The 21677-nt window shown below is 62.2% G+C and carries 23 protein-coding genes; 15 read left to right on the forward strand and 8 right to left on the reverse strand.

Annotated elements, in window-relative coordinates:
* Positions 1–3: 3 nt before the first annotated feature.
* Together AB1N67_RS06540 and AB1N67_RS06545 are read right to left on the reverse strand one after the other, a co-directional pair.
* On the reverse strand, positions 4–849 hold the full coding sequence (locus AB1N67_RS06540) for an AAA family ATPase (protein WP_367863611.1): 846 nt from the start codon (positions 847–849) through the stop codon (positions 4–6).
* Positions 850–1055: 206 nt separating this feature from the next.
* Positions 1056–2129, reverse strand: coding sequence for a DUF748 domain-containing protein (locus AB1N67_RS06545; protein ID WP_102081365.1), 1074 nt, complete (start codon positions 2127–2129; stop codon positions 1056–1058).
* A 133-nt stretch (positions 2130–2262) separates the two neighbouring features.
* On the opposite strand from AB1N67_RS06545, the gene cysK reads away from it, so the two are divergent.
* The 3 genes from cysK (at position 2263) to AB1N67_RS06560 (ending at position 5759) form a co-directional block, all read left to right on the forward strand.
* Positions 2263–3237 (forward strand): cysteine synthase A, encoded by a 975-nt coding sequence (cysK, locus tag AB1N67_RS06550; RefSeq protein WP_043209279.1) that lies wholly within the window; start codon positions 2263–2265, stop codon positions 3235–3237.
* A gap of 214 nt (positions 3238–3451) precedes the next feature.
* Positions 3452–4387: an aspartyl/asparaginyl beta-hydroxylase domain-containing protein gene (locus AB1N67_RS06555; RefSeq protein WP_324724531.1), complete on the forward strand. Its 936-nt coding sequence runs from the start codon at positions 3452–3454 to the stop codon at positions 4385–4387.
* 490 nt (positions 4388–4877) lie between these two features.
* Complete coding sequence (locus AB1N67_RS06560; RefSeq protein ID WP_367863612.1) at positions 4878–5759, forward strand: DMT family transporter; 882 nt, start codon at positions 4878–4880, stop codon at positions 5757–5759.
* Between the two features lie 90 nt (positions 5760–5849).
* On the opposite strand, the gene AB1N67_RS06565 is transcribed toward AB1N67_RS06560, so the two are convergent.
* A complete protein-coding gene (locus AB1N67_RS06565) occupies positions 5850–6725 on the reverse strand; it encodes a DMT family transporter (protein WP_102081362.1) in 876 nt (291 codons plus the stop codon).
* 216 nt (positions 6726–6941) lie between these two features.
* On the opposite strand from AB1N67_RS06565, the gene aceK reads away from it, so the two are divergent.
* On the forward strand, positions 6942–8657 hold the full coding sequence (gene aceK, locus AB1N67_RS06570; protein WP_367863613.1) for a bifunctional isocitrate dehydrogenase kinase/phosphatase: 1716 nt from the start codon (positions 6942–6944) through the stop codon (positions 8655–8657).
* Positions 8658–8739: 82 nt separating this feature from the next.
* Here aceK and AB1N67_RS06575 read toward each other — a convergent pair whose 3' ends face one another.
* A complete protein-coding gene (locus AB1N67_RS06575) occupies positions 8740–9600 on the reverse strand; it encodes a DUF6279 family lipoprotein (protein WP_090345357.1) in 861 nt (286 codons plus the stop codon).
* A 130-nt stretch (positions 9601–9730) separates the two neighbouring features.
* Here AB1N67_RS06575 and AB1N67_RS06580 point away from each other — a divergent pair, with 130 nt between their 5' ends.
* Positions 9731–10567: a S1 RNA-binding domain-containing protein gene (locus AB1N67_RS06580; protein ID WP_043209290.1), complete on the forward strand. Its 837-nt coding sequence runs from the start codon at positions 9731–9733 to the stop codon at positions 10565–10567.
* On the opposite strand, the gene AB1N67_RS06585 is transcribed toward AB1N67_RS06580, so the two are convergent.
* Positions 10568–10948: a hypothetical protein gene (locus tag AB1N67_RS06585; protein ID WP_043209291.1), complete on the reverse strand. Its 381-nt coding sequence runs from the start codon at positions 10946–10948 to the stop codon at positions 10568–10570.
* Between the two features lie 272 nt (positions 10949–11220).
* On the opposite strand from AB1N67_RS06585, the gene AB1N67_RS06590 reads away from it, so the two are divergent.
* Both AB1N67_RS06590 and def read left to right on the forward strand, forming a co-directional pair.
* Positions 11221–12174 carry a YihY/virulence factor BrkB family protein gene (locus tag AB1N67_RS06590; RefSeq protein ID WP_043209293.1) on the forward strand — a complete coding sequence of 318 codons (954 nt, stop codon included), beginning with the start codon at positions 11221–11223 and terminating at the stop codon, positions 12172–12174.
* Positions 12171–12707 carry a peptide deformylase gene (gene def, locus AB1N67_RS06595; protein WP_043209294.1) on the forward strand — a complete coding sequence of 179 codons (537 nt, stop codon included), beginning with the start codon at positions 12171–12173 and terminating at the stop codon, positions 12705–12707. Before AB1N67_RS06590 ends, def begins: the two co-directional genes overlap by 4 nt.
* Here the strand turns inward: def and AB1N67_RS06600 are convergent.
* Positions 12662–13111: a GNAT family N-acetyltransferase gene (locus AB1N67_RS06600; RefSeq protein ID WP_367863614.1), complete on the reverse strand. Its 450-nt coding sequence runs from the start codon at positions 13109–13111 to the stop codon at positions 12662–12664. The two genes, def and AB1N67_RS06600, sit on opposite strands and share 46 nt — an antisense overlap.
* Before the next feature lie 238 nt (positions 13112–13349).
* Here AB1N67_RS06600 and AB1N67_RS06605 point away from each other — a divergent pair, with 238 nt between their 5' ends.
* The 7 genes from AB1N67_RS06605 (at position 13350) to AB1N67_RS06635 (ending at position 18168) form a co-directional block, all read left to right on the forward strand.
* Positions 13350–13607, forward strand: coding sequence for a DUF2790 domain-containing protein (locus AB1N67_RS06605; protein WP_043209299.1), 258 nt, complete (start codon positions 13350–13352; stop codon positions 13605–13607).
* 82 nt (positions 13608–13689) lie between these two features.
* Positions 13690–14646, forward strand: a complete 957-nt coding sequence (locus AB1N67_RS06610) for a threonine dehydratase (protein ID WP_102081359.1) — start codon at positions 13690–13692, stop codon at positions 14644–14646.
* Positions 14647–14744: 98 nt separating this feature from the next.
* Positions 14745–15389, forward strand: coding sequence for a LysE family translocator (locus AB1N67_RS06615; RefSeq protein WP_043209304.1), 645 nt, complete (start codon positions 14745–14747; stop codon positions 15387–15389).
* Positions 15390–15597: 208 nt separating this feature from the next.
* A complete protein-coding gene (locus AB1N67_RS06620) occupies positions 15598–16020 on the forward strand; it encodes a nuclear transport factor 2 family protein (protein WP_102081358.1) in 423 nt (140 codons plus the stop codon).
* 52 nt (positions 16021–16072) lie between these two features.
* Complete coding sequence (locus AB1N67_RS06625) at positions 16073–16417, forward strand: YciI family protein (RefSeq protein ID WP_043209307.1); 345 nt, start codon at positions 16073–16075, stop codon at positions 16415–16417.
* Positions 16418–16435: 18 nt separating this feature from the next.
* Positions 16436–16927, forward strand: coding sequence for an SRPBCC family protein (locus AB1N67_RS06630; protein WP_090345367.1), 492 nt, complete (start codon positions 16436–16438; stop codon positions 16925–16927).
* Complete coding sequence (locus AB1N67_RS06635) at positions 16927–18168, forward strand: RNA polymerase sigma factor (RefSeq protein ID WP_102081357.1); 1242 nt, start codon at positions 16927–16929, stop codon at positions 18166–18168. The genes AB1N67_RS06630 and AB1N67_RS06635 overlap by 1 nt, the downstream gene beginning before the upstream one ends.
* Before the next feature lie 109 nt (positions 18169–18277).
* On the opposite strand, the gene AB1N67_RS06640 is transcribed toward AB1N67_RS06635, so the two are convergent.
* Positions 18278–18748 (reverse strand): MaoC family dehydratase, encoded by a 471-nt coding sequence (locus AB1N67_RS06640; RefSeq protein WP_043209315.1) that lies wholly within the window; start codon positions 18746–18748, stop codon positions 18278–18280.
* A gap of 36 nt (positions 18749–18784) precedes the next feature.
* Positions 18785–19729, reverse strand: coding sequence for an alpha/beta hydrolase (locus tag AB1N67_RS06645; RefSeq protein ID WP_070571450.1), 945 nt, complete (start codon positions 19727–19729; stop codon positions 18785–18787).
* A gap of 212 nt (positions 19730–19941) precedes the next feature.
* Between AB1N67_RS06645 and fadD2 the strand changes: the two genes are divergently transcribed.
* Complete coding sequence (gene fadD2, locus AB1N67_RS06650; RefSeq protein WP_043209319.1) at positions 19942–21630, forward strand: long-chain-fatty-acid--CoA ligase FadD2; 1689 nt, start codon at positions 19942–19944, stop codon at positions 21628–21630.
* Positions 21631–21677 lie beyond the last annotated feature (47 nt).

Raw genomic sequence — 21677 nt, forward strand, 5'->3', positions numbered from 1 at the left:
CTGTCAGCGGTTGCCGCGCCGGCTCATGAAGGCCAGGCGCTCGAGCAGTTGCACGTCCTGCTCGTTCTTGACCAAGGCGCCGGCCAGCGGCGGAATGGCCTTGGTCGGGTCGCGCTCGCGCAGCACGGCTTCGCCGATGTTGTCGGCCATCAACAGTTTGAGCCAGTCGACCAGCTCGGAGGTGGATGGCTTTTTCTTGAGGCCCGGCACCTTGCGCACGTCGAAGAACACATCCAGCGCTTCACTGACCAGCGACTGCTTGATGTTGGGGAAGTGCACGTCGACGATGCGCTGCAGGGTGTCGCGGTCGGGGAAGGCGATGTAGTGGAAGAAGCAGCGGCGCAGGAAGGCGTCGGGCAGTTCCTTCTCGTTGTTGGAGGTGATGATGATGACCGGACGTTGCTTGGCCTTGATCGTCTCGTCGATCTCGTAGACGTAGAACTCCATCTTGTCGAGTTCCTGCAGCAGGTCGTTGGGGAACTCGATGTCGGCCTTGTCGATCTCGTCGATCAGCAAGATCACACGTTCTTCGGCCTCGAAAGCCTCCCAGAGCTTGCCCTTTTTCAGGTAGTTGCGCACGTCATGGACCTTGTCCACACCCAGTTGCGAATCGCGCAGGCGGCTGACCGCGTCGTATTCGTAGAGGCCTTGGTGGGCCTTGGTGGTGGATTTGATGTGCCAGGTGATCAGGCGGGCGCCGAAGGAGGCGGCGAGCTGTTCGGCGAGCATGGTCTTGCCGGTGCCCGGTTCACCCTTGACCAGCAGCGGGCGCTCCAGGGTGATGGCTGCGTTGACCGCCAGCTTCAGGTCGTCTGTGGCGACGTAGTCGCGGGTGCCTTCGAACTTCATGAACCGATCCTCTGCGGGGTGTCATTCAAGACCCTTTCGCGGGCAGACCACTCCCACAGGAAGCGGTGACGCTGGCCCTGTGGCAGCGGATTCACCCGCGAAAGAGGCGATACGTGTTTGTCATTGCCAGCGACTATAACGCGGGCCCAGGCGAGAGAAAACGCAGACTGGTCATTCAGTCTCTGAATGGTGCGTCGCGCCCCGCTTCAGTCGGAATCGGGCGGCGGTTGTTCGTAGCGTGCATTGAATGCCTGGATAAAGCCGTTGCGCAGGATCTGCAGGAACGCCTCGAAGGCGCTGATGTTGCGCTGGTGCACGCTACCGCTCAGCTCCACGCGGGTGGCGAACTGGTTCTTGGGCTGGTTCTTGAGCACCGTTTCGCTGGCGCCGACCAGCGCTTCCCAGATCGAACGGAAGAAGCCTTTGTCCTTGTCTTCCACGTCCTGCTGCCAATTGAACACATCCACATCCCGCAGCAGAGGCTTGATGTACCCGTGCAGACGGCCTTTCTCGGCCTGGGCTTCGATCACCAGATCGCCATGGCCTGCATTGAAGTCGAACTTGCCGTAAGCACTGGCGAAATCATTGAGCCGGCGCAGCTGGATACCGGTCGCGCGCAGGCGAAACTCGAAATCGTCGAAATCGCTGAACGGGTCGAAAGTGGCACGGCTTTCAACCCGGGCATCGCCCAGCAGCCGCGCTGTGCCGTCGAAATGGGCGTCGCGGCGGCCTTTTTCGTCGCGTACGTTGGTCAGGTTGCGGATGCTCGCGTCCAACTGGGTGGCCTTCAGATCGACAGGCGGTTTGGAATTGAAGTTGCGAAAGGTCAGGGTGCCGTTTTCGATGCGCACCTCGTTGAGGGTGATGGGCAGCAGTTTTTCTAGCTGCCGGCGCCAGTCGGTACCCTGGCCGGTCTGGGAGTTCTGCTTGTTGCCACCGTCGACGAAATTGAGCTCTGGGTGCACGAAGACGACCTCGGCGACCACGGCATGGTCGTACCACAGCGAACGCCAGCTCACCGAGAGGTCGATCAGCGGGGCATCGAGAAACGGCACCGGTACCTTGCCGCTGGTCTTGACGATCTTCAGCTCGTTGATCTGGTAGGCCCCGCGCCACCAGGCCAAGTCCACGTCGGTGATGTGCCCGCGGTAGTCGCCCATGTCCGCGAGCCGGTCGTTGAGGTAGTCACGGACCAGGTAGGGCAGGGCCAGGTGCAGGGCCAGCAACAGCGCGACCAGGCTGGCCAGGCCTATCAGCGGCCAACGATAGCGAGCTTTCATCGAGGGCTCTCCGGGGCAGGTTGTCCGGTTGACCGCTATGGCCTGTGGGGAGTTCGAACGGGCTTTACTGCCCCCCGGGGCAGGCTTACCCTTGAAGCTTTCCCTGCTCCTACAAAGTTCAAGGACTCCTGCCATGAGCCGCATCTACGCAGACAACGCCCACTCCATCGGCAATACGCCGCTGGTGCAGATCAACCGCATCGCTCCGCGTGGTGTGACCATCCTGGCCAAGATCGAAGGACGCAACCCAGGCTATTCGGTCAAGTGCCGGATCGGCGCGAGCATGGTCTGGGACGCCGAGAGCAGCGGCAAGCTCAAGCCGGGCATGACCATCGTCGAGCCCACCTCGGGCAACACCGGCATTGGCCTGGCCTTCGTCGCCGCTGCCCGTGGCTACAAGCTGGTATTGACGATGCCTGCATCCATGAGCCTGGAGCGGCGCAAGGTGCTCAAGGCGCTGGGGGCCGAACTGGTGCTGACCGACCCGGCCAAGGGCATGAAGGGCGCGATCGAGAAAGCCAACGAAATCGTCGCCTCCGACCCGGCCAACTACTTCCTGCCGGGCCAGTTCGATAACCCCGCCAACCCGGCGATTCACGAAAAGACCACCGGTCCGGAAATCTGGAACGACACCGATGGCGCGGTAGACGTCCTGGTGGCGGGCGTCGGCACCGGCGGTACCATTACCGGGGTTTCGCGTTACATCAAGCACACCCAGGGCAAGTCGATCCTGTCAGTGGCGGTGGAGCCGGTGGCCTCGCCGTTGATCAGCCAGACCCTGGCGGGTGAAGAGCTCAAGCCAAGCCCGCACAAGATCCAGGGCATCGGCGCCGGTTTCGTGCCGAAGAACCTTGACCTGTCCATCGTCGACCAGGTCGAGACCGTCACCGACGACGAGGCCAAGGCCATGGCCCTGCGCCTGATGCAGGAAGAGGGCATTCTCTGCGGTATTTCCTGTGGCGCGGCGATGGCCGCCGCCGTGCGCCTGGCCGAGAAGCCCGAGATGCAGGGCAAGACGCTCGTGGTGATTCTGCCGGATTCGGGCGAGCGTTACCTGTCGAGCATGCTGTTCAGTGACTTGTTCACCGAACAGGAAAACCAGCAGTAACACGCGGTCCTGGCGATACCGGGGCCGTGTGGCGGCCCCGCTTTTCTGATGCACCGCTGATCCGGAGCAATGCCGGGCAGCACTCTTTGTTGCAAGATCCTGAAAACTGCACTGCGTCCCTGGAGGTTTTTACCAGGGGCAGATGGGTTTATGATGGCCGGATGATTTTGAATGGAGCAGGCCACGGCCTGGTTTCTTCTCCAAGGAGTGTTGCATGACCTTTTCCTTCGCCGCCAAGGCAGGTGTCCTGCTGGTGTTCTTCTCCAGTGTGCTGTTCGTGCACCTGCGCGGCAAGGCACGTCTTCCCGTGCTGCGCCAGTTCGTCAATCATTCGGCGCTGTTCGCACCTTATAACAGCCTGATGTACCTGTTTTCCGGCGTGCCGTCCAAGCCTTACCTGGACCGTCAGCGGTTTCCCGAGCTCGATGTGCTCAAGGAGAACTGGGAAGTGATCCGCGAAGAGGCCATGCGCCTGTTCGACGAGGGCTACATCCGTGCCGCGGAAAAGGACAATGACGCAGGCTTCGGCTCGTTCTTCAAGAAGGGCTGGAAGCGCTTCTACCTGAAGTGGTACGACAAGCCGCTGCCCTCGGCCGAAATGCTCTGCCCCAAGACCGTCGAACTGGTCAGCCGCATCCCCAATGTCAAGGGCGCCATGTTCGCCTTGCTGCCCGGTGGCAGCCATCTGAACCCGCACCGCGATCCGTTTGCCGGCTCCCTGCGTTATCACCTGGGCCTGTCTACTCCGAATTCTGACAACTGCCGCATCTACGTCGACGGCCAGCCCTACGCCTGGCGCGACGGTGAGGACGTGATGTTCGACGAGACCTATGTGCACTGGGTGAAGAACGAAACCGACGTAACCCGCGTGATTCTGTTCTGTGACATCGAGCGCCCGCTCAGCAGCCCTTTGATGACCCGCATCAACCGCAAGGTCAGCGCCTTCCTGGGCCGCGCCACTGCGCCGCAGAACACCGATGACGAGCGCGTGGGCGGGATCAACCAGGCCTATGCCTGGAGCAAGCGCTTCAGCAACAAGATCAGCACCCGCGTGAAGCAGTTCAAGCGCGCAAATCCCAAGGCCTACCGCATCCTGCGGCCAGTGCTGGCGGTGGTGGTGGCGTATCTGCTGTACCGTTGGCTGTTCTGAATCACCTGTCATCGCATTCGCCGGTAAACCCGCTCTCACAGGCTCAGCGCAAACCTTGAGAGCGGGTTTTTCACTCCCACCGGCTCAACCTGGAACGTGCGGAAGCGGGTTTACCGGCGAAAGGGCCTGATCCGCCAATCCAGAATGCAGCTATTGCCCGGCCCAGCATTCGCCGTTATATTCCGAAACATTCTCTTCTCCGAAGACCCGATCATGCCTGCCATCCCTTCCATCACAGCTGTCGTCCTCGCGCCTGTCGCGGGCGTGGTTGTGCGTGGCAGTCAGCAGCCGGCCATGATCAGTCATTACCCACCACCTGTCAGTGGCGTGGTAGGCGGCGTAGCTCCGCCTCCTTGCGCAGTGGTGCTGGGCTGATCGGCCTCTGGCCGCCTCCCATCACACTCGCAACCTACTGAACACGGTCGGCTACCTCCCTCGCTAACGCGACAGCCTGCCGTTCGGCTCATTTGCCCTATACAGGTGGCAATACATGTCTGTCTTTTCCAAAGCATCCGTGGCCTCGGCGGCCACGACCAGCCTGTTCGTCCTGCTGTGGAGCAGCGGGGCGATCGTCTCCAAGCTTGGCCTTGCCCAGGCCAGCCCCTTTGCCTTCCTCCTGCTACGCTCGGCCCTGGCGCTTGCCGGCCTGCTGATGGTCAGCCCACTGCTGGGGCTGCGCTGGCCGCGTGGTCGTGGTGCCGTGCTGCGCGCCCTGGGTACCGGTTGCGTGTTGTTGGGCGCTTACCAGATCTTCTATCTGCTGGCGCTCAACACCCACGTCACCCCTGGCATCATGGCCACGGTCATGGGTGTTCAACCGATCCTTACCGTTGTGCTGATGGAGCGCCAGCGTTCCTGGAGCCGGCTGTTCGGGCTTGGCTTGGGGCTTGGGGGGCTGGTGATGGTGGTCTACCAAGGCCTCAACCTGGGCGGGGTATCCCTGGCTGGGATGCTGTTCGCCCTGCTGGCGCTGGCCAGCATGACGTTGGGCTCGATCCTGCAAAAGCGCATCACCGACAACCCTATGGGTACCTTGCCGTTACAGTACATAGCCGGTTTTGCCATGTGCGCAGTGTTCGCGCCATTTCAGCCGCTCCAGGTGCAATGGAGTGCAAGCTTCATCGGTGCGCTGGCATGGATGGGGCTGGTGGTCTCGCTGTTGGCGACTTTGCTGCTGTATCGCCTGATCGCCCGTGGCAACCTGGTCAATGTCACAAGCCTGTTCTACCTGGTGCCTGCGGTGACTGCCGTGATGGATTATCTGATCTTCGGCAATCGTCTGGCACCGCTCAGCCTGATGGGCATGGGGTTGATCGTCGTCGGGCTGCTGTTCGTGTTCCGCAAGCCGGTGTTGCGTACGGCTGAAGCCTGATGCACCGAGGGCCGCTTTGCGGCCCTCTTCGCGAATGGGTGTACGCCATTGCCAAGACGCAGGGCCTTGTCCCGTGATAGGGCCATGGCCCTATTTTTTGGCCGGACGCAGCACCAGCCACAAGGCCACACCGATCAGCACTCCACCATAGAGATGCGCCATCGACAGCGGCTCGTCCAGCAGCCAGGCGCCCCACAGGACGCCGAATACCGGAATCAGGAAGGTCACGGTACTGGCCTTGACCGGTCCGATCTCGGCCAGCAGGCGGAAGTACAGGATGTAGGCGAACGCCGTGCACAGCAGGCCCAGGCCCAGCAATGACAGCCACACCGGCCAACCGCCCCAGCTGGCCGGTGGCTGGGTGAGGGCACTCCAGGCGAACACCGGCGTCAGCAGCAAGGTCGCGCCGAGCATGCTGCCCAAGGCCGACAACCGACTATCCAGATCGCTCACCCAACGTCGCGCAAGGAACCCGGCAAAGCCATAGCAGGTGGTCGCGGCCAGACAGGCAAGGGCACCTTGCAACAAGGCTAGATCCAACGCCACCGGGCCCGCACCGCTCAGGATGCCGACGCCGAACAGCCCCAGGAATATGCCGCACAGCTTGGCCAGGGTCATGGGCTCGCGGAAGCAAAGCACGCCGATCAGCACACCCATCAGCGGCGTGGTGGCGTTGAAAATGGCTGAGTAGCCGGCTGGCAGCACCTGCGCGGCCACTGAATAGAAGGTGGCCGGGATCCCGGAGTTGATCATCCCCAATACCAGACAGGCGCCAAGCTTGCCGTTGAAGTCCCAGCGCACCCGCGCCGCGGCGAGAATGGCGATCAGACCCAAACACGCGATCGAGACGCGAAAGAACGCTGTCGGCACGGTGCCGAGTTCCGGCGCGATGATGCGCATGAACAGGAAGCTCGCCCCCCAGACAGCGGCAAGGGTCAGCAGACGGGCAAGGGCGATGGGGCTCACAGCGGTCTCCAGCAATCGGCAAGGGCGCGAGTGTACGCCATCGACTGAGCGCGGTTCTTGTCCTTTCTTGCTGTGTGAATTTGTCCGTGGCCTTTCGTGGGTGCGCGCTCACAGGGCGGCGATTGTCCTGCAAGAGCGGGTTTGCCTGTGAAAAGGGCACGACGAAAGCAGGGGCAACTAAGCTTGCGTGTTGAACCCCCGCATGGAGTCCCTTGCATGTCCCAGTCATGGCCGGCGGCCGAGATCGCCCGGATGATCCTCGATGGTTTCGACGACTACCGCGAACATTTCCGGCGCATCACCCTGGGCGCGCGCGAGCGCTTCGAACAGGCGCTGTGGCAGCAGATCCAGCAGGCTGCGGCGGCACGCATCAATCTCTATGAAGAAAAGGTCGCCCAGGTCAATGGTTGGCTGCGCGATGGCTTTGCCGAGGCGGTACTGCTCGATGTCGAGCAATGGCCGCTGGTGAAGAATGCCTATATCCGCCTGATCGACCCGCGCCTTGACGATGAGTTGGCCGAGACTTGGTACAACTCGATCTTCTGCAGCCTGTTCAGCCACGACCTGATCAGCGATGGCTGCATGTTCATCCATACCACCCGGCCGTCGATGCGCGGACATGAGCGGGCTGCACAGACCCGTATCTATCAGCCTGACGGCAGCGTCCGGAGCCTGTTGCGCTCGATCTTTGCCGACTACCCGTTCAATGTGCCCTATGGCGACCTGGACGGGGACGTAGCACGTCTGGAGCAGCAACTGCGCGAATGCTTGCCTGATTGGGTCTGCAAGGATCCCGCGCTGGCCGTCGAGCTGTTCTCACCGGTGCTCTACCGCAACAAGGGCGCCTACCTGGTGGGGCGGCTGTACACGCCGGATGAGCAGTGGCCGCTGGTGATTCCGCTGCTGCACCGCGAGGGCCATGGCATCGAGGCGGATGCGGTGATCACCGACGAAGCCGAGGTGTCGATCATCTTCTCCTTCACCCGCTCGTATTTCATGGTCGATGTGCCGGTGCCGGCGGAGTTCGTCAATTTCCTCAAGCGCATCCTGCCGGGCAAGCACATCGCGGAGCTGTACACCTCGATCGGCTTCTACAAACACGGCAAGTCCGAGTTCTACCGTGCGTTGATCAATCACTTGGCCAGTACCGAGGATCGCTTCGTCATGGCGCCTGGGGTGCGCGGCATGGTGATGAGCGTGTTCACCCTGACCGGCTTCAATACTGTGTTCAAGATCATCAAGGATCGCTTCTCGCCGTCCAAGACCGTGGACAGGGCCACGGTGATCGACAAGTACCGTCTGGTCAAAAGCGTCGATCGGGTCGGGCGCATGGCCGATACCCAGGAATTCGCCGATTTCCGTTTCCCCAAGGCCAAGTTCGATGCGCAGTGCCTGGCCGAGCTGCTGGAGGTGGCACCCTCGACCGTCAAGCTTGAAGGCGACACAGTGCTGATCCGTCACTGTTGGACCGAACGGCGCATGACGCCGCTCAATCTTTACCTGGAACAGGCCAGTGAAGCCCAAGTGCTGGAAGCGCTGGAGGACTACGGCCTGGCGATCAAGCAACTGGCGGCGGCGAACATCTTTCCTGGTGACATGCTGCTCAAGAATTTCGGCGTCACCCGTCATGGTCGGGTGGTGTTCTATGACTACGACGAGATCAGCTTCCTGACCGAGGTGAACTTCCGGCATATCCCCCCGCCGCGTTATCCGGAGGACGAGATGTCCGGCGAACCGTGGTATTCGATCGGGCCGCACGATGTGTTTCCGGAGGAGTTTCCGCCGTTTCTGTTCGCCGACATCGGCCAGCGACGGCTGTTCAGCCGGTTGCATGGCGAGCTGTATGACGCCGATTACTGGAAGGGGCTGCAGGCGACGATCCGTGACGGGAAGGTCATCGACGTGTTTCCGTATCGGCGCAAGGCGCGGTGAGCGTTTGAGGCTGGCTTAGAGCCCATCGCAGGTTGTCGCCAGGCGCTACAGCCTATCTGGAGGCGGCGACAGCGCAAAGGTGCTACCCCTTCATGCACTTGAGTTCGGTGAAGTCGTTGCGCACCTTGCTCAGCCGTTCCTGGAGGTACTGCCGTTGTACCGGGGTGCTCTGCTTCATCAGGTCCACCAGCAGGCTGCGGGCCTGTTGTTCGGAATGCTGGAAGGCAATGCGGTATTCCGGGCTCCATAGGCTCTCCTTGCGTTGCAGCAACTGCGCGATGCGGGGCTCGAAGGCGGGCGTGTCGCGCTGAGCCATGACCAGCACCAGTTGCTGCTGCCAGTGGGCGCGGTTGGCGATCCACTGACGATTCTGGTCGCCGAGGGCCTGGGACCAGGTCAGCACGCGCAGGCGTTGGGACGCGTTGAGTTCGCCCAGCCAGGGTTCGAGGCGCTTTTCCATGCGTTTGGCGCGGTCGTTGATCTGCTTGGGCAGGGGCGTCTCGACATAGTTGGCCTGGCGCTCGCGGATGTCATCAAGAAAGGCTTGGCGCATCTGCGCGACCTGCTCGTCGCTCATGCCACGCAACAGCTGGGTGGCGGAGGGGGTGATCGCCTCGGCGACCCGGCCGATGGCCTGGCGAGCTTCGGTGGTGCGCTGCAGTAGTGCCTGGTCGGTGACTTGGTCGGTGACGACCATCTGGCGGATCTGGTCGAGCCACTCCAGGTAGCCGGGCAGTTGCGTCTTGCAATGCCAGGCCAGGTGCTGCTTGAGACGCTCATCGAGCCAGGTTTTCTGCTGGCGGTTCATGTTCAGGTAGTCATCCAGGGACCAGGGCACCAGCACGTCGAGGTTGCGGTAGGCCAGGTCGATGCGGCTGCAGGCGGCCACTGCCAGGGTCAGGCACAGGACGATGATGAACACAGGGCGTAGGGTGACGGGCATGGGCGAATCCTTGCTGGAGCTTGCCAGGCAGTAGACGCAAGGGAGCTCCGTCGGTTCCTGGGCACGGACGGCCAGGCGGCGAAGGCTGTTCAGGTGTAGAATAGCCGCCTTGTCTTGAGGATCTTCGTAAATGGCTTTGCTTGGGCGTTACAACAGTTTGCAAATCGTGAAATACACGGACTTCGGCCTGTACCTGGATGGCGGTGCGGATGGCGAGATCCTGCTGCCCAAGCGCTACATCCCCAAGGACGTCGACGCCGAGATCGACGACTGGCTCAATGTGTTCATCTACCTCGACAGCGAAGACCAGCTGATCGCCACCACCGAAAAGCCCAAGGTACAGGTCGGTGAGTTCGCCAGTCTCAAGGTCAAGGACATCAACGGCGCGGGCATCTTCCTCGACTGGGGGCTGTCCAAGGACCTGTTGATGCCCTATTCGGAAGAGTCGCGTCCGCTGAAGATCGGCGACTACTGCGTGGTGCACGTCTACCTGGACAAACGTACCCGTCGCATCACCGCCACCGCACGCCTGGACCGCTACCTCGATCGCACCCCGGCCGACTACCAGGCCGGCCAGCCGGTGGAACTGCTGGTGGCCGGGCAGACGCCCATGGGCTTCAAGGCGATCATCAACAACCGCCACTGGGGCTTGATCCACAAGAACGAGGTGTTCAAGTTCCTGCGTTCGGGCATGCATGAGAAGGGTTACATCAAGGAAGTGCGCCACGACGGCAAGATCGCCCTGAGCTTGCAGCCGGTGGGCAAGGTCCTGGTCGACAGCCTGCCCGAGCAGATCATGGCGCGCCTGGAGGCTGCGGGCGGGATGCTCGAGGTGTGCGACAAGAGCGACCCTGAAGTGATCAGCCGACTGTTCAATGTCAGCAAGGGCAACTTCAAGAAAGCGATCGGCGCCCTCTACAAGCAAGGCCGCATCGTCATCCTTGACGATCGCATCGAACGGGCCTGATCAACCCTGCAGGAAGGGCGTGAAGTCCAGCTGCTCGCCACCGGGGCGGGTGTCGCGCAGCAGCGAGTCACGGTCGGCGCTCAGGGCCAGGCTGATGGTCGAGCGCCGCTTGCCCGGATGACGGACTTCCATCTGCTCCTGGTGAGCGCGCAGGAAGTTGGTCGGCACTTTCAGGTGCTGCAGCTCATCGGTCTCGGGGGTGTGCAGCAGCAGGTTGACCCAGTCGGGCTGGCCTTTGCGCAGTAGCGCCGTCGGCACATCGAACCACCACAGGTTGCGTTTGCGGTCCAGGATCGCGAGCAGGGTGTTGTCGCGGTTGAGCACCGGCCGCTCCAGCGCTTGGTTACGGCGGGCGATGGCGGTGGGTTTGTCGAGTTTCATGCAGGTTCCTGCGGGTTGACGCGAGATAAGGCCTGGTATTGTGCGGGGCCGGCTGCGGGCAAACAAGCCTGGGAGCAGCGGCCCGGTCCAGCAGCAAGGCGCTTACGGTTCAGCCCCGGTCGGTCTACAGGCATTTGTAGCTGTTTTCTTTTGTTGGCCTGGCGTTGAGCTGCAACGTGTCTGATGTGGTCTATTAGACTTGCATCATTGAAACGTGCCTGCCCGATTGGCTGGCCTTCACCTGACACGATCCTGCAGCGAAAGGAGACGCTATGTTTTTCCCCAACCTGCGCGGTTTGCCCCTGCACCGCGTGCTGGTGCGCACCGTCCGCGAGTTTCTCGATGACGAGATGTCCACTTATGCGTCCGCGCTCGCCTACCAAATGCTGTTTTCGTTGTTTCCCTTCCTGTTGTTCCTCATTGCCCTGATCGGTTTCCTGCACCTGCCGGACTTCTTCTCCTGGCTGCGCCTGCAGTCGGAGCTGGTGCTGCCGCCCCAGGCCCTGGAGCAGGTCAATCCGGTGATCGACCAGCTGCAGCAGTCAAAGGGGGGGCTGCTCTCGGTGGGTATCGTCATCGCCCTGTGGACGGCTTCGGCCGGCGTGCGCCTGATGATGAGCGCGATGAACGCCGCCTACGACGTACCCGAAGGGCGGCCGGTCTGGAAGCGCATCCCGCTGTCGGTGGTTTACACCATCGGCATCGCCGGTATGCTCCTGGCGGCGGCGGCGCTGATGGTGCTAGGGCCGCAGGTGATGGAGTGGATCGCCGCCCAGGTGGGCATGCAGGAGGTCATCGTCACGGTCTGGACCATCCTGCGCTGGCCGGCGATCATCATTCTGATGATGGTGGCGGTGGCGCTGATCTACTACGTCATGCCCGATGTGAAGCAGGAGTTTCGCTTCATCACCCCAGGCTCGGTATTGGCGGTGGTCGTGTGGATCATTGCTTCGCTGGCATTCGGTTACTATGTGAAGACCTTCGCCGATTACAACGCCATGTACGGCAGTATCGGGGCAATCATCGTCCTGCTGCTGTACTTTTACATTTCCGCCGCCGTGCTGCTGCTCGGTGCCGAGATGAACGCGGTGATCGAGCACATGTCGGCCGAAGGCAAGAACCCTGGTGAGAAGGAAGCCGCAGGTCATACCTCCAAGGAGACATTGACAGTGCTCGGCCATGAACATCCTGTCGAGCCCCAGCCGAGTGAGCCGAACCCCCGATGATCCGTGACATCCTCAAGATGGGCGACGAACGCTTGTTGCGCATCGCCCCACCGGTACCGGCGGACCTGATCGGCAGCGAGCAGTTGCAGGCGCTGATCGACGATATGTTCCAGACCATGCGCCATGTGGGCGGCGTGGGCCTGGCCGCACCGCAGATCGGCGTCGACCTGCAACTGGTGATCTTCGGCTTCGAGCGCAGCGAGCGTTATCCGGATGCCGAACCCGTACCCCAGACCATCCTGCTCAACCCGGTGATCACGCCCTTGTCCCCGGAGGTCGAGGACGGCTGGGAAGGCTGTCTGTCGGTGCCGGGGCTGCGCGGTGTGGTGCCGCGCTTCAAGCACATCCGTTACGAGGGCATCGACCCCGATGGCAATCCGATCAACCGCTTCGCCGACGGTTTCCACGCCCGTGTCGTGCAGCATGAATGCGACCATCTGATCGGCCGGCTGTACCCGTCGCGCATTCAGGACTTCAGCAAGTTCGGCTATACCGAGGTGCTGTTCCCTGGGCTCGATGCACGTGACGACTGATCTCGCACCATTGCCACCAGACGCTTGCTGCGCTGGTAGCGCGCCAGCCGTGAGGCCAGTGCCTCGGGCAGCGTATCTGTCAGGGTGAAGGCCTGGCGCTGGTAGAAGGCCTCCAAATCAGGATGGCAGAACAACCAGGTCGGGCCGCAGGTGACCTGCAGTGCCGCTTCGATCAACTGGGACGCGACCTGTTGGCCACGCCACGCTTGCGCAACGAACAGGCCTGTGAGCCAGTGCCCTTGGGCCACGGGGCTCAGGCTCATGCCCGCGACGATACCTCCCGCCCGTGCCACCCACCATTGGCCATCGCCCGCGGCGCGCATGCGAGAGTCGTGCTGGCGGTAGAAGTGATCGAGTAGCTTACGTTCAAGGGGCCCCAGAGGGCTGCAATGGAGCGGATTCATGGGCGTGGACAAGGGTTTTCGTGGAGGCGTTTTTTCGCAGATTGTTGCAGGGTTCGCAAGAGTGATTGTCCGAGTTCGGGGTTCAACTATTCCAGGCGGGGAGTAGACTTTCAGACATCCCCCGGCAGTACGAAACGGGATCGGTACTTCGTGTCATCTTCGGAGTGATGACAACTTCTCCGCGCCATTCACGGCATATGAAGTCAATCGAGTTGATTGCTTTTAAGGCCAACCTCTCATGAAAGCTTTACTGATTCTCGCACTGGTCGGTATGTCCTCGCTCGCCTTCGCCGATGAGGTCAAGACCGCCACCAACCAACCTGCAGTCGAGCAGTACGACTATTCCACCAACCTGGACATCAAGCGGGTGATCAGCCTGTCGACCATCCCCAACGTCTGCGAGGTGGTGCCTGCGACCATGACCTACGAAGACCACCAGGGCCAGGTACACACCATCCAGTACCGCGCCATGGGCGAGGGTTGCAGCCAGGGCTGAAACTGTCGGTGGGCAGATAAGGTTTACCTCGGCGTCGGGTCGGGCTTAGGATCGGTCTCCCTTTGATGAAGGAATATCGTCCATGTTCGACCTGCCCGCCCTGCGTGAAGCCGCCGACTTCGTCCACCAGCACGTTCCCGCCACACCGCAGCATGCCTGGCCGCTTTTGGCCGACCGTTTGGGTTGCAAGGTCTGGGTCAAGCACGAAAACCATGCACCGACCGGTGCCTTCAAGGTTCGTGGCGGGCTGGTCTATGTGCGGTCGCTGTTGGCCAATGGCAAACCACCGCGAGGGCTGGTCACCGCCACCCGTGGTAACCATGGCCAGAGCATGGCGCTGGCGGCGCGTCAGGCTGGGGTGCCGCTGGTGATCGTAGTGCCGGAAGGCAACTCGCGAGAAAAGAACGCCGCCATGCGTGCCTTGGGCGCCGAATTGGTGGAACACGGGGTCGATTTCGATGTGGCCCGCGAAGAAGCCGCCAGGCTTGCCGAGTCGCTGGGTTACGCCATGGTGCCTTCATTCCATCCGGAGCTGGTGCGCGGCGTGGCCACCTATGCGCTGGAGCTGTTCGATGCGGTGGCAGACCTGGATTGCGTCTACGTGCCGATCGGCATGGGTTCGGGTATTTGTGGTCTGATCCAGGCGCGCAACCTGCTGGGGTTGAAGACCCAGATCGTCGGCGTGGTCTCCAGTGCTGCCGATGCTTATGCCCAGAGCTTCGAGCAGGGACGCATCGTCACTACCGAGACCGCCGACACCTTCGCCGACGGCATGGCCTGCCGGGTTCCGCACCCTGATGCCTTCGCGCTGGTTCATGAACACGCCGCACGCATCGTGCGCGTCACCGACGATGAAGTCGCCCAGGCCATGCGCCTTTACCACGAAGCCACCCACAACACCGCCGAAGGTGCCGGCGCAGCGGCCCTGGCGGCGTTGATGCAAGAGCGCGCGCGTCAGGCCGGCAAGCGTGTGGCGGTGGTGCTGAGCGGGGCGAACATCGATCGAGAGCGCTATGCGCGGGTGCTGTTCGGTGCTTGAGGGTATTCAGGCGATGTTTCATGCGCGAAAGATCTGAACAGGGCATCACTCGCTCAGGCACAATCGCCTTCCCTTGAACCTGCATGACCGAGTCTCCCATGCCCTTTTCGAATGGATTCCTCCTCAGCCTGTCCCTGTGCCTGGACATCGGTGTCGCCAACATCGCCATGATCACCCTGGCCATGCAACGCGGTTTCATGCAAGGCGTGTGGCTGGGGCTGGGGACGTGCGTGGGTGATCTGATCTATGCCGTTGCCGCGCTCGCGGGCATGACCGTGCTGCTGCAGTTCGAAGCGGTGCGCTGGACGTTGTGGCTGGGCGGCTCGGCCCTGCTGGTGTGGTTCGCGCTGAAGATGTTGCTGGCGGCCTGGCGCGGTGGGCATCTGGAGGCCAGTGGACAGGCAGTGGTGGAGCCGGCCTGGCGCGAATTCTTGCGGGGGATGTTCCTGGCCATGTCTTCGCCCAGTGCCATCCTCTGGTTCGCGGCAGTGGGCGGGGTGCTGATTTCCCGCTCCGGTGCCGGTGGGCCGCTGGAGGCCGGACTGTTCCTGGGCGGCTTCTTTGCGGCCGGGGTGGTGTGGTGCCTGGGCCTGTGTGCTATCGCCAGTCACGGCGGGCGTTTGCTGGGGGATCGTCTGCTGACGTGGTCGTACCTGCTGTCGGCGGCGATCTTCTGTTACTTTGCCGGATACGTGGTGCTTTCAGGGTACCGTGAGTTCATCCTTGCGAGCCCTGCCATGTGATTTTCCGGGGCTGTGATTTGTCCGTGAGCAACGATTTGGCATTCGCGGGTAAACCCGCTCCTACACGTCAAAGCTGAAAAGCCGCTGTGTTTGCTGCTTTGATTTTTTTTCGCCTGCCTTGTCGATTTCCCCAATCACCATTCGACCAGTCATGAAGGCGCCGAAACTTGAGGCGCCAACCGCTCATGACCGATTGGAGGAAACACCGATGAACACCGCCGAAACCCAACTCAGCCAATTGATCAACCGCTGGATGCAGGCCGTGCGCGACCGCGACCTGGACGCCATCTGCGCGCCGTACGCTGACGACATCGTCGCCTTCGATGCCATCAACGCATTGCAATTCAAGGGTAAGGCCGCCTACCGGGCGCACTGGGAAATGTGCATGAGCTTCTGCACCGGGCCCATGGTGTTCGAACTGGCGCAACTGACCGTGCATGCCGACGGTGACCTGGGCTTTGCCCATTGGCTCAATCGCTGCGGCCCTTCGGACGACGAGAGCCAATGCGGCTTCATGCGGGCCACCGTAGGCTATCGTCGTAGTGGCGGGCAATGGCAGGTCATTCACGAGCACTGGTCGGCACCGTTCGACATGCAAACCCAGAAAGCCCTGTTCAACCTCAAGCCTTAACGACCCTGCCGCTCATCGGCAAACGCACCTTTGCGCAGCATTGGAGACGACCATGAAATACCTGTGCCTGGTCTATTGTGACGAAGGGCTGCTGCACAGCCTGCCCGACAGCCCTGAAGATGCCGAATGCATGGCCTACGCTGAGTCGTTGCAGGGGGCCGGGCGAATGCTTGCGGCCGAGGCGCTCAAACCTGTGCAGACCGCCACCACAGTGCGTGTGCGGGGTGGGCGCATGAGCCTGACCGACGGTCCGTTTGCCGAGACCAAGGAGCAATTGGCGGGTTTCTACCTGGTCGATGCGCGCGACCTGAACGAGGCACTGAACATCGCCAAAGGCATTCCGGCGGCGCGAGTCGGTAGCGTCGAGGTACGGCCTGTACGTGAGTTGCAACCCTGACGACGGAGAACGACCAGCATGAGCCTTGCACAGCCCGGCCCGCAACAGTCGCCACACGAGTTGTCCATCACACGCTTGATCGATGCTCCTGCGGCCAAGGTGTTTCGCGCCTGGACCGAGCCACAGTGGCTGACACAGTGGTGGGGCCCCCATGGCATGACCACCCCCGAGTGCGAGTTGCAACTCTGGGTGGGCGGGCTGTTCCGGACCTTGATGCGAGCGCCCGATGGCGCCGAGTATCCCAACCAGGGGGTGTTCCTGGAGATTGTCGCGCCGCGGCGGTTGGTGTTTACCGATGCCTTCGGGCCGGGCTGGGCACCTTCGGACAAAGCGTTCATGACGGCCGTGATCACCTTCGACGAGGAACAGGGCAAGACCCGCTACACCGCACGCGCCTTGCACTGGAACGCCGCCGACTGCCGTGCTCATGAGGAGATGGGTTTTTACCAGGGCTGGGGTGAAAGCCTGGATCGGCTGGTCGAGGTGGTGACCCAGCGGATGCCGGACTGATGCTCGAGGCTCAACAGGTGCGGCGGGAGGTCGAGGCGGTCTATCGACAGGACTCCCGGCGTATCCTGGCGACGCTGATCCGCCTGCTGGGCGACTTCGATCTCGCCGAAGAGGCCCTACACGACGCCTTTTTCATTGCGGTCGAGCGTTGGCAACGCGATGGCATCCCAGACAACCCGCGTGCCTGGCTGGTGTCTGCGGGCCGCTTCAAGGCCATCGACGCCTTGCGCAGGCGCGCCCGCTTCGACCGATCCCAGGCGGATCTGGTCATGTTGCTCGAGGACCAACGGCAGGGTCCCGGCGAGGAGGAGGACTTGGTGGATGATCGCCTGCGGCTGATCTTCACCTGTTGCCACCCGGCGCTTTCAGCCGATGCCCAGGTGCCGCTCACCCTGCGTGAAGTCTGCGACCTGACCACCGAGCAGATCGCCCGAGCCTTCCTGCAGAGCCCGGCGACCATTGCCCAGCGCATCGTGCGCGCCAAGGCCAAGATCCGCGATGCGCGCATTCCCTATCAAGTACCGGCGCTGGCCGAACTGCCAGAGCGCCTGGAAAGTGTGCTGCGAGTGGTCTACCTGGTCTTCAACGAAGGTTATTCGGCCTCCACGGGTGATGACCTGATACAGCGTGAGCTGTGTGACGAAGCGATCCGGCTCGGACGGTTGCTTGCCCAGTTGTTGCCGGATGCCGAGGTGCTTGGGCTGTTGGCGTTGATGCTGCTGCAGGCCTCGCGATTGCAAGCGCGCAGCGATGCGGCGGGGGAGTTGGTGGTACTGGACCGACAAGACCGCAGCCTGTGGGATCGTGCCCAGATCGCCGAAGGTTGCCAATTGGTGCAACAAGCACTGCGCAGCCGGCAGTTTGGTGCCTATAGCGTGCAGGCGGCCATTGCCGCGGTGCATGCCGAGGCTTCAAGTCCCGAGCAGACCGACTGGCAGGAAATCGTAGGGTTGTACGATGTGTTGCAACGGCACTGGCCGTCACCGGTGGTCGAGCTTAACCGGGCGGCGGCATTGGCCAGGCGTGACGGGCCAAGGGCGGGGCTTGTGGCGATCGAGGCGATTCTGCAGCGTGGCGAGTTGCGCGACTATCATCTGGCCCATGCTGCCCGGGCGGAGTTGCACCGTCAGTTGGGTCAGGACGAGCAGGCCCGCACAGCCTGGCAGCAGGCGCTGGCGCTTACCCGGCAGGGGCCGGAGAGGCGGCACATCGAGCGGTGTCTGCGGGAGCTGGAACGCTAGGCGGCGCGAGTGAATCTTTCGCAGGTGAACCCGCGCCCACGGTTTTCAGGGCAGCGCTGGCCTGGTAGGAGCGGGTTCACCCGTGAAGGCGTACTGTCGACGGGCTCGATCAGCTGGCAACGAAGTTCGGTGGGCTGACCAATTCGACGGTCTGCTGTTTGCGCGGAGCCAGGATCTCGGCGACGCCTTCGACCACCAACTCGTCGTTCTGGTTGTACACATTCGTTGCGATGCGCACCTTGAACTTGGGCAGCTTCTCGAGAATCTCCAGGCGCACGGTCAGGGTGTCGCCGATCTTGACCGGCTTCTGGAAGCTCATCTGCTGACCCAGGTAGATGGTGCCTGGGCCTGGCAGGGTGCAGGCAACCGCGGCACTGATCAGTGCACCGCTGAACATGCCATGGGCGATACGCTCGCGGAACATGCTCTTGGCGGCGAATTCGGCATCCAGGTGTACCGGGTTGTGGTCACCGGACATCGCAGCGAACAGCTGGATGTCGCGCTCTTCCACGGACTTTTCATAGCTGGCTTTCTGCCCGACTTCGAGGGCTTCGTAGGGCGTGTTGGTGACCTGGGACATCTGGGCTTCCTTAAGGGGCGGACGAGCAAGTGTACATCATTCACTGCGGGCAGGGCGGCCAAGGGCCAGCGCCTGCTCCAGCCAGCCGAGGATGTCGGCGGTGACCTCGTCGCGATTGGTTTCGTTGAGCACTTCGTGTCGCGCTGCAGGGTACAGGCGCAGCTGCACATGGCGGTTGCCGGTCGCGCGCAGGGCGTCGGCCAGATGCTTCAGACGCTTGCCGTCGCTGACCGGATCACATTCGCCGCCCAGGACGAGGATCGGCAGGTTCGGGTCGATCTGCGCGAGGTTCTTCGGCTGGCTGATCTGCGCCAGGCCCTGGAGCAGGTCGATCCACAGCTGGTTGCAACAGCGAAAACCGCACAGGGGATCGGCGATGTACTTGTCGACCTCCTCGGCATCGCGGCTGAGCCAGTCGAAGGCCGTGCGGTTGGGCTTGAACGCTTTGTTGAACGAACCAAAGGACAGCCATTCGATCAGTGCACTCTTGCCCAGATAGCCCTGGCGCCAGGCCTCCAGGCGTGCAATCAGCGCGGCGGTGCGGTAGAGCAGCGGCGGCTGGAAGTTCGAGCCGCTGAGCACGGCACCCTGGAGGCTGGCGCTGTGGTGCATGAGGTAGGCCTGGGCGATGTAGCTGCCCATGCTGTGGCCGAACAGAAACAGCGGTGTGCCGGGAAACTGCTGGCCGATGTGCTGGGCCACCAACCCAAGGTCGTTGACCACGGTGTTCCAGCCATGATGGCGGGCGAATAGGCCGAGATTGCCGAGTTCCGCGGTGCGGCCATGGCCGCGTAGATCGGGGGCGAACAGGGCGAAACCTGCATCCGCCAGGGCATGCCCCAGGCGCTGGTAGCGGCCGGCGTGCTCGGCCATGCCGTGGGCCAGCAGCACCACGGCCTTGACCGGTGTTGTCGGCAACCACTGATGGACATACAAGCTGCAATGCTCGCTGGCGGGCAGCCAGAAGGCGTCATGGGGCATGGCGAGTCCTTGGCTCATGGGTTGCAGACAGTGTATGCCCAATGGGCCTGATTGCAGGAAGGGCACAAATAAGATTCACAATGTTAATGGCGGCACTTGGCGTATATGCCGTCTCCTGCTTACCTGCTAACGTCGATTCAACGCCTTCTTGCCCCTTCGTGAGCTTGGGCAGGCAGGTCAGGGACAGCGCATGGCAGAGGAACAACAATAAGATGCAAGCCGACTTCTGGAACGACAAACGCCCGGCGGGCGTGCCCTCCACCCTCGAGATCACTGCTTATCGATCGGTCGTCGACGTGTTCGAGCGCTCCTGCAAGCGCTTTGCGGACCGTCCGGCCTTCAGTAACCTGGGCGTGACCCTCAGCTACAGCGACCTCGAGCGTTATAGCGCTGCCTTCACCGCCTGGTTGCAGCAGCACACCGACCTCGTTCCGGGCGATCGCATCGCGGTGCAGATGCCCAATGTCCTGCAATACCCCATTGCCGTGTTCGGCGCGATGCGCGCCGGGCTGATCGTGGTGAACACCAACCCGCTCTACACCGAGCGAGAAATGCGCCATCAGTTCAAGGATTCCGGTGCCCGTGCCCTGGTCTACCTGAACATGTTCGGCAAGCGGGTCCAAGAGGTATTGGGCGACACCGATATCGAGTACCTGATCGAGGCGAAGATGGGCGATCTGCTGCCGTTCGCCAAGGGCTGGCTGGTCAATACCGTGGTCGACAAGGTCAAGAAGATGGTGCCGGCCTACCGGCTGCCCCAGGCCATATCGTTCAAGCAGGTGCTGCGCCAGGGCCGGTCGGGGGTGCCCAAGCCGGTGCCCCTGAGCCTCGATGATGTCGCGGTGCTGCAGTACACCGGTGGCACCACGGGGCTGGCCAAGGGGGCCATGCTCACTCATGGGAACCTGGTGGCCAACATGTTGCAAGTGCTGGCCTGTTTCTCCCAGCACGGCCCGGATGGGCAGAAGCTGATCAAGGATGGCCAGGAGGTGATGATCGCACCGCTGCCGCTGTACCACATCTATGCCTTCACCGCGAACTGCATGTGCATGATGGTCACCGGCAACCATAACGTGTTGATCACCAATCCCCGTGATATTCCCGGCTTCATCAAGGAGCTGGGCAAGTGGCGTTTCACTGCCTTGCTTGGCTTGAACACCCTGTTCGTCGCCTTGATGGATCACCCTGGCTTCAAGTCCCTGGACTTTTCCTCGCTCAAGGTCACCAACTCCGGAGGCACGGCTTTGGTCAAGGCCACGGCCGAACGCTGGGAGAGCCTGACGGGCTGTCGCATCGTCGAGGGCTACGGCCTGACCGAGACCTCTCCGGTCGCCAGCACCAATCCTTACGGCGCGCTGGCGCGTCTGGGGACGGTAGGTATTCCTGTGCCTGGCACAGCATTCAAGGTCATCGATGACGAGGGCAACGAGCTGCCTCTGGGCGAACGGGGCGAGTTGTGCATCAAAGGCCCGCAGGTCATGAAAGGCTACTGGCGCCAACCTGAGGCCACCGCACAGACGCTGGATGCCGACGGCTGGCTCAAGACTGGCGATATCGCCGTGATCGACCCGGACGGTTTCACCCGGATCGTCGATCGCAAGAAGGACATGATCATCGTCTCGGGTTTCAACGTGTACCCCAACGAGATCGAGGAAGTGGTCATGGGCCATCCCAAGGTTGCCAACTGCGCGGCCATCGGTGTGCCCGACGATCGCTCCGGCGAGGCGGTCAAGCTATTCGTGGTGCCGCGAGAAGCAGGCTTGAGCGTCGACGAGCTCAAGGCGTACTGCAAAGCCAACTTCACCGGTTACAAAGTGCCCAAATACATCGTATTGCGTGACTCGCTGCCCATGACCCCGGTGGGCAAGATTCTGCGTCGCGAGCTGCGGGATATCGCCTGATTTTCACGCAGGTTTCTTCGAGCGGCAGAATAGGGTGGTTGTAAACC

It is taken from the genome of Pseudomonas guariconensis (assembly GCF_040822035.1).
GTDB lineage: Bacteria > Pseudomonadota > Gammaproteobacteria > Pseudomonadales > Pseudomonadaceae > Aquipseudomonas > Aquipseudomonas guariconensis.

Bases quoted from the DNA above. Each gene is read 5' to 3' on its own strand.
- AB1N67_RS06540 (WP_367863611.1), bottom strand. From the start codon at position 849: ATGAAGTTCGAAGGCACCCGCGACTACGTCGCCACAGACGACCTGAAG.
- AB1N67_RS06545 (WP_102081365.1), bottom strand. From the start codon at position 2,129: ATGAAAGCTCGCTATCGTTGGCCGCTGATAGGCCTGGCCAGCCTGGTC.
- cysK (WP_043209279.1), top strand. From the start codon at position 2,263: ATGAGCCGCATCTACGCAGACAACGCCCACTCCATCGGCAATACGCCG.
- AB1N67_RS06555 (WP_324724531.1), top strand. From the start codon at position 3,452: ATGACCTTTTCCTTCGCCGCCAAGGCAGGTGTCCTGCTGGTGTTCTTC.
- AB1N67_RS06560 (WP_367863612.1), top strand. From the start codon at position 4,878: ATGTCTGTCTTTTCCAAAGCATCCGTGGCCTCGGCGGCCACGACCAGC.
- aceK (WP_367863613.1), top strand. From the start codon at position 6,942: ATGTCCCAGTCATGGCCGGCGGCCGAGATCGCCCGGATGATCCTCGAT.
- AB1N67_RS06575 (WP_090345357.1), bottom strand. From the start codon at position 9,600: ATGCCCGTCACCCTACGCCCTGTGTTCATCATCGTCCTGTGCCTGACC.
- AB1N67_RS06580 (WP_043209290.1), top strand. From the start codon at position 9,731: ATGGCTTTGCTTGGGCGTTACAACAGTTTGCAAATCGTGAAATACACG.
- AB1N67_RS06585 (WP_043209291.1), bottom strand. From the start codon at position 10,948: ATGAAACTCGACAAACCCACCGCCATCGCCCGCCGTAACCAAGCGCTG.
- AB1N67_RS06590 (WP_043209293.1), top strand. From the start codon at position 11,221: ATGTTTTTCCCCAACCTGCGCGGTTTGCCCCTGCACCGCGTGCTGGTG.
- def (WP_043209294.1), top strand. From the start codon at position 12,171: ATGATCCGTGACATCCTCAAGATGGGCGACGAACGCTTGTTGCGCATC.
- AB1N67_RS06600 (WP_367863614.1), bottom strand. From the start codon at position 13,111: ATGAATCCGCTCCATTGCAGCCCTCTGGGGCCCCTTGAACGTAAGCTA.
- AB1N67_RS06605 (WP_043209299.1), top strand. From the start codon at position 13,350: ATGAAAGCTTTACTGATTCTCGCACTGGTCGGTATGTCCTCGCTCGCC.
- AB1N67_RS06610 (WP_102081359.1), top strand. From the start codon at position 13,690: ATGTTCGACCTGCCCGCCCTGCGTGAAGCCGCCGACTTCGTCCACCAG.
- AB1N67_RS06615 (WP_043209304.1), top strand. From the start codon at position 14,745: ATGCCCTTTTCGAATGGATTCCTCCTCAGCCTGTCCCTGTGCCTGGAC.
- AB1N67_RS06620 (WP_102081358.1), top strand. From the start codon at position 15,598: ATGAACACCGCCGAAACCCAACTCAGCCAATTGATCAACCGCTGGATG.
- AB1N67_RS06625 (WP_043209307.1), top strand. From the start codon at position 16,073: ATGAAATACCTGTGCCTGGTCTATTGTGACGAAGGGCTGCTGCACAGC.
- AB1N67_RS06630 (WP_090345367.1), top strand. From the start codon at position 16,436: ATGAGCCTTGCACAGCCCGGCCCGCAACAGTCGCCACACGAGTTGTCC.
- AB1N67_RS06635 (WP_102081357.1), top strand. From the start codon at position 16,927: ATGCTCGAGGCTCAACAGGTGCGGCGGGAGGTCGAGGCGGTCTATCGA.
- AB1N67_RS06640 (WP_043209315.1), bottom strand. From the start codon at position 18,748: ATGTCCCAGGTCACCAACACGCCCTACGAAGCCCTCGAAGTCGGGCAG.
- AB1N67_RS06645 (WP_070571450.1), bottom strand. From the start codon at position 19,729: ATGCCCCATGACGCCTTCTGGCTGCCCGCCAGCGAGCATTGCAGCTTG.
- fadD2 (WP_043209319.1), top strand. From the start codon at position 19,942: ATGCAAGCCGACTTCTGGAACGACAAACGCCCGGCGGGCGTGCCCTCC.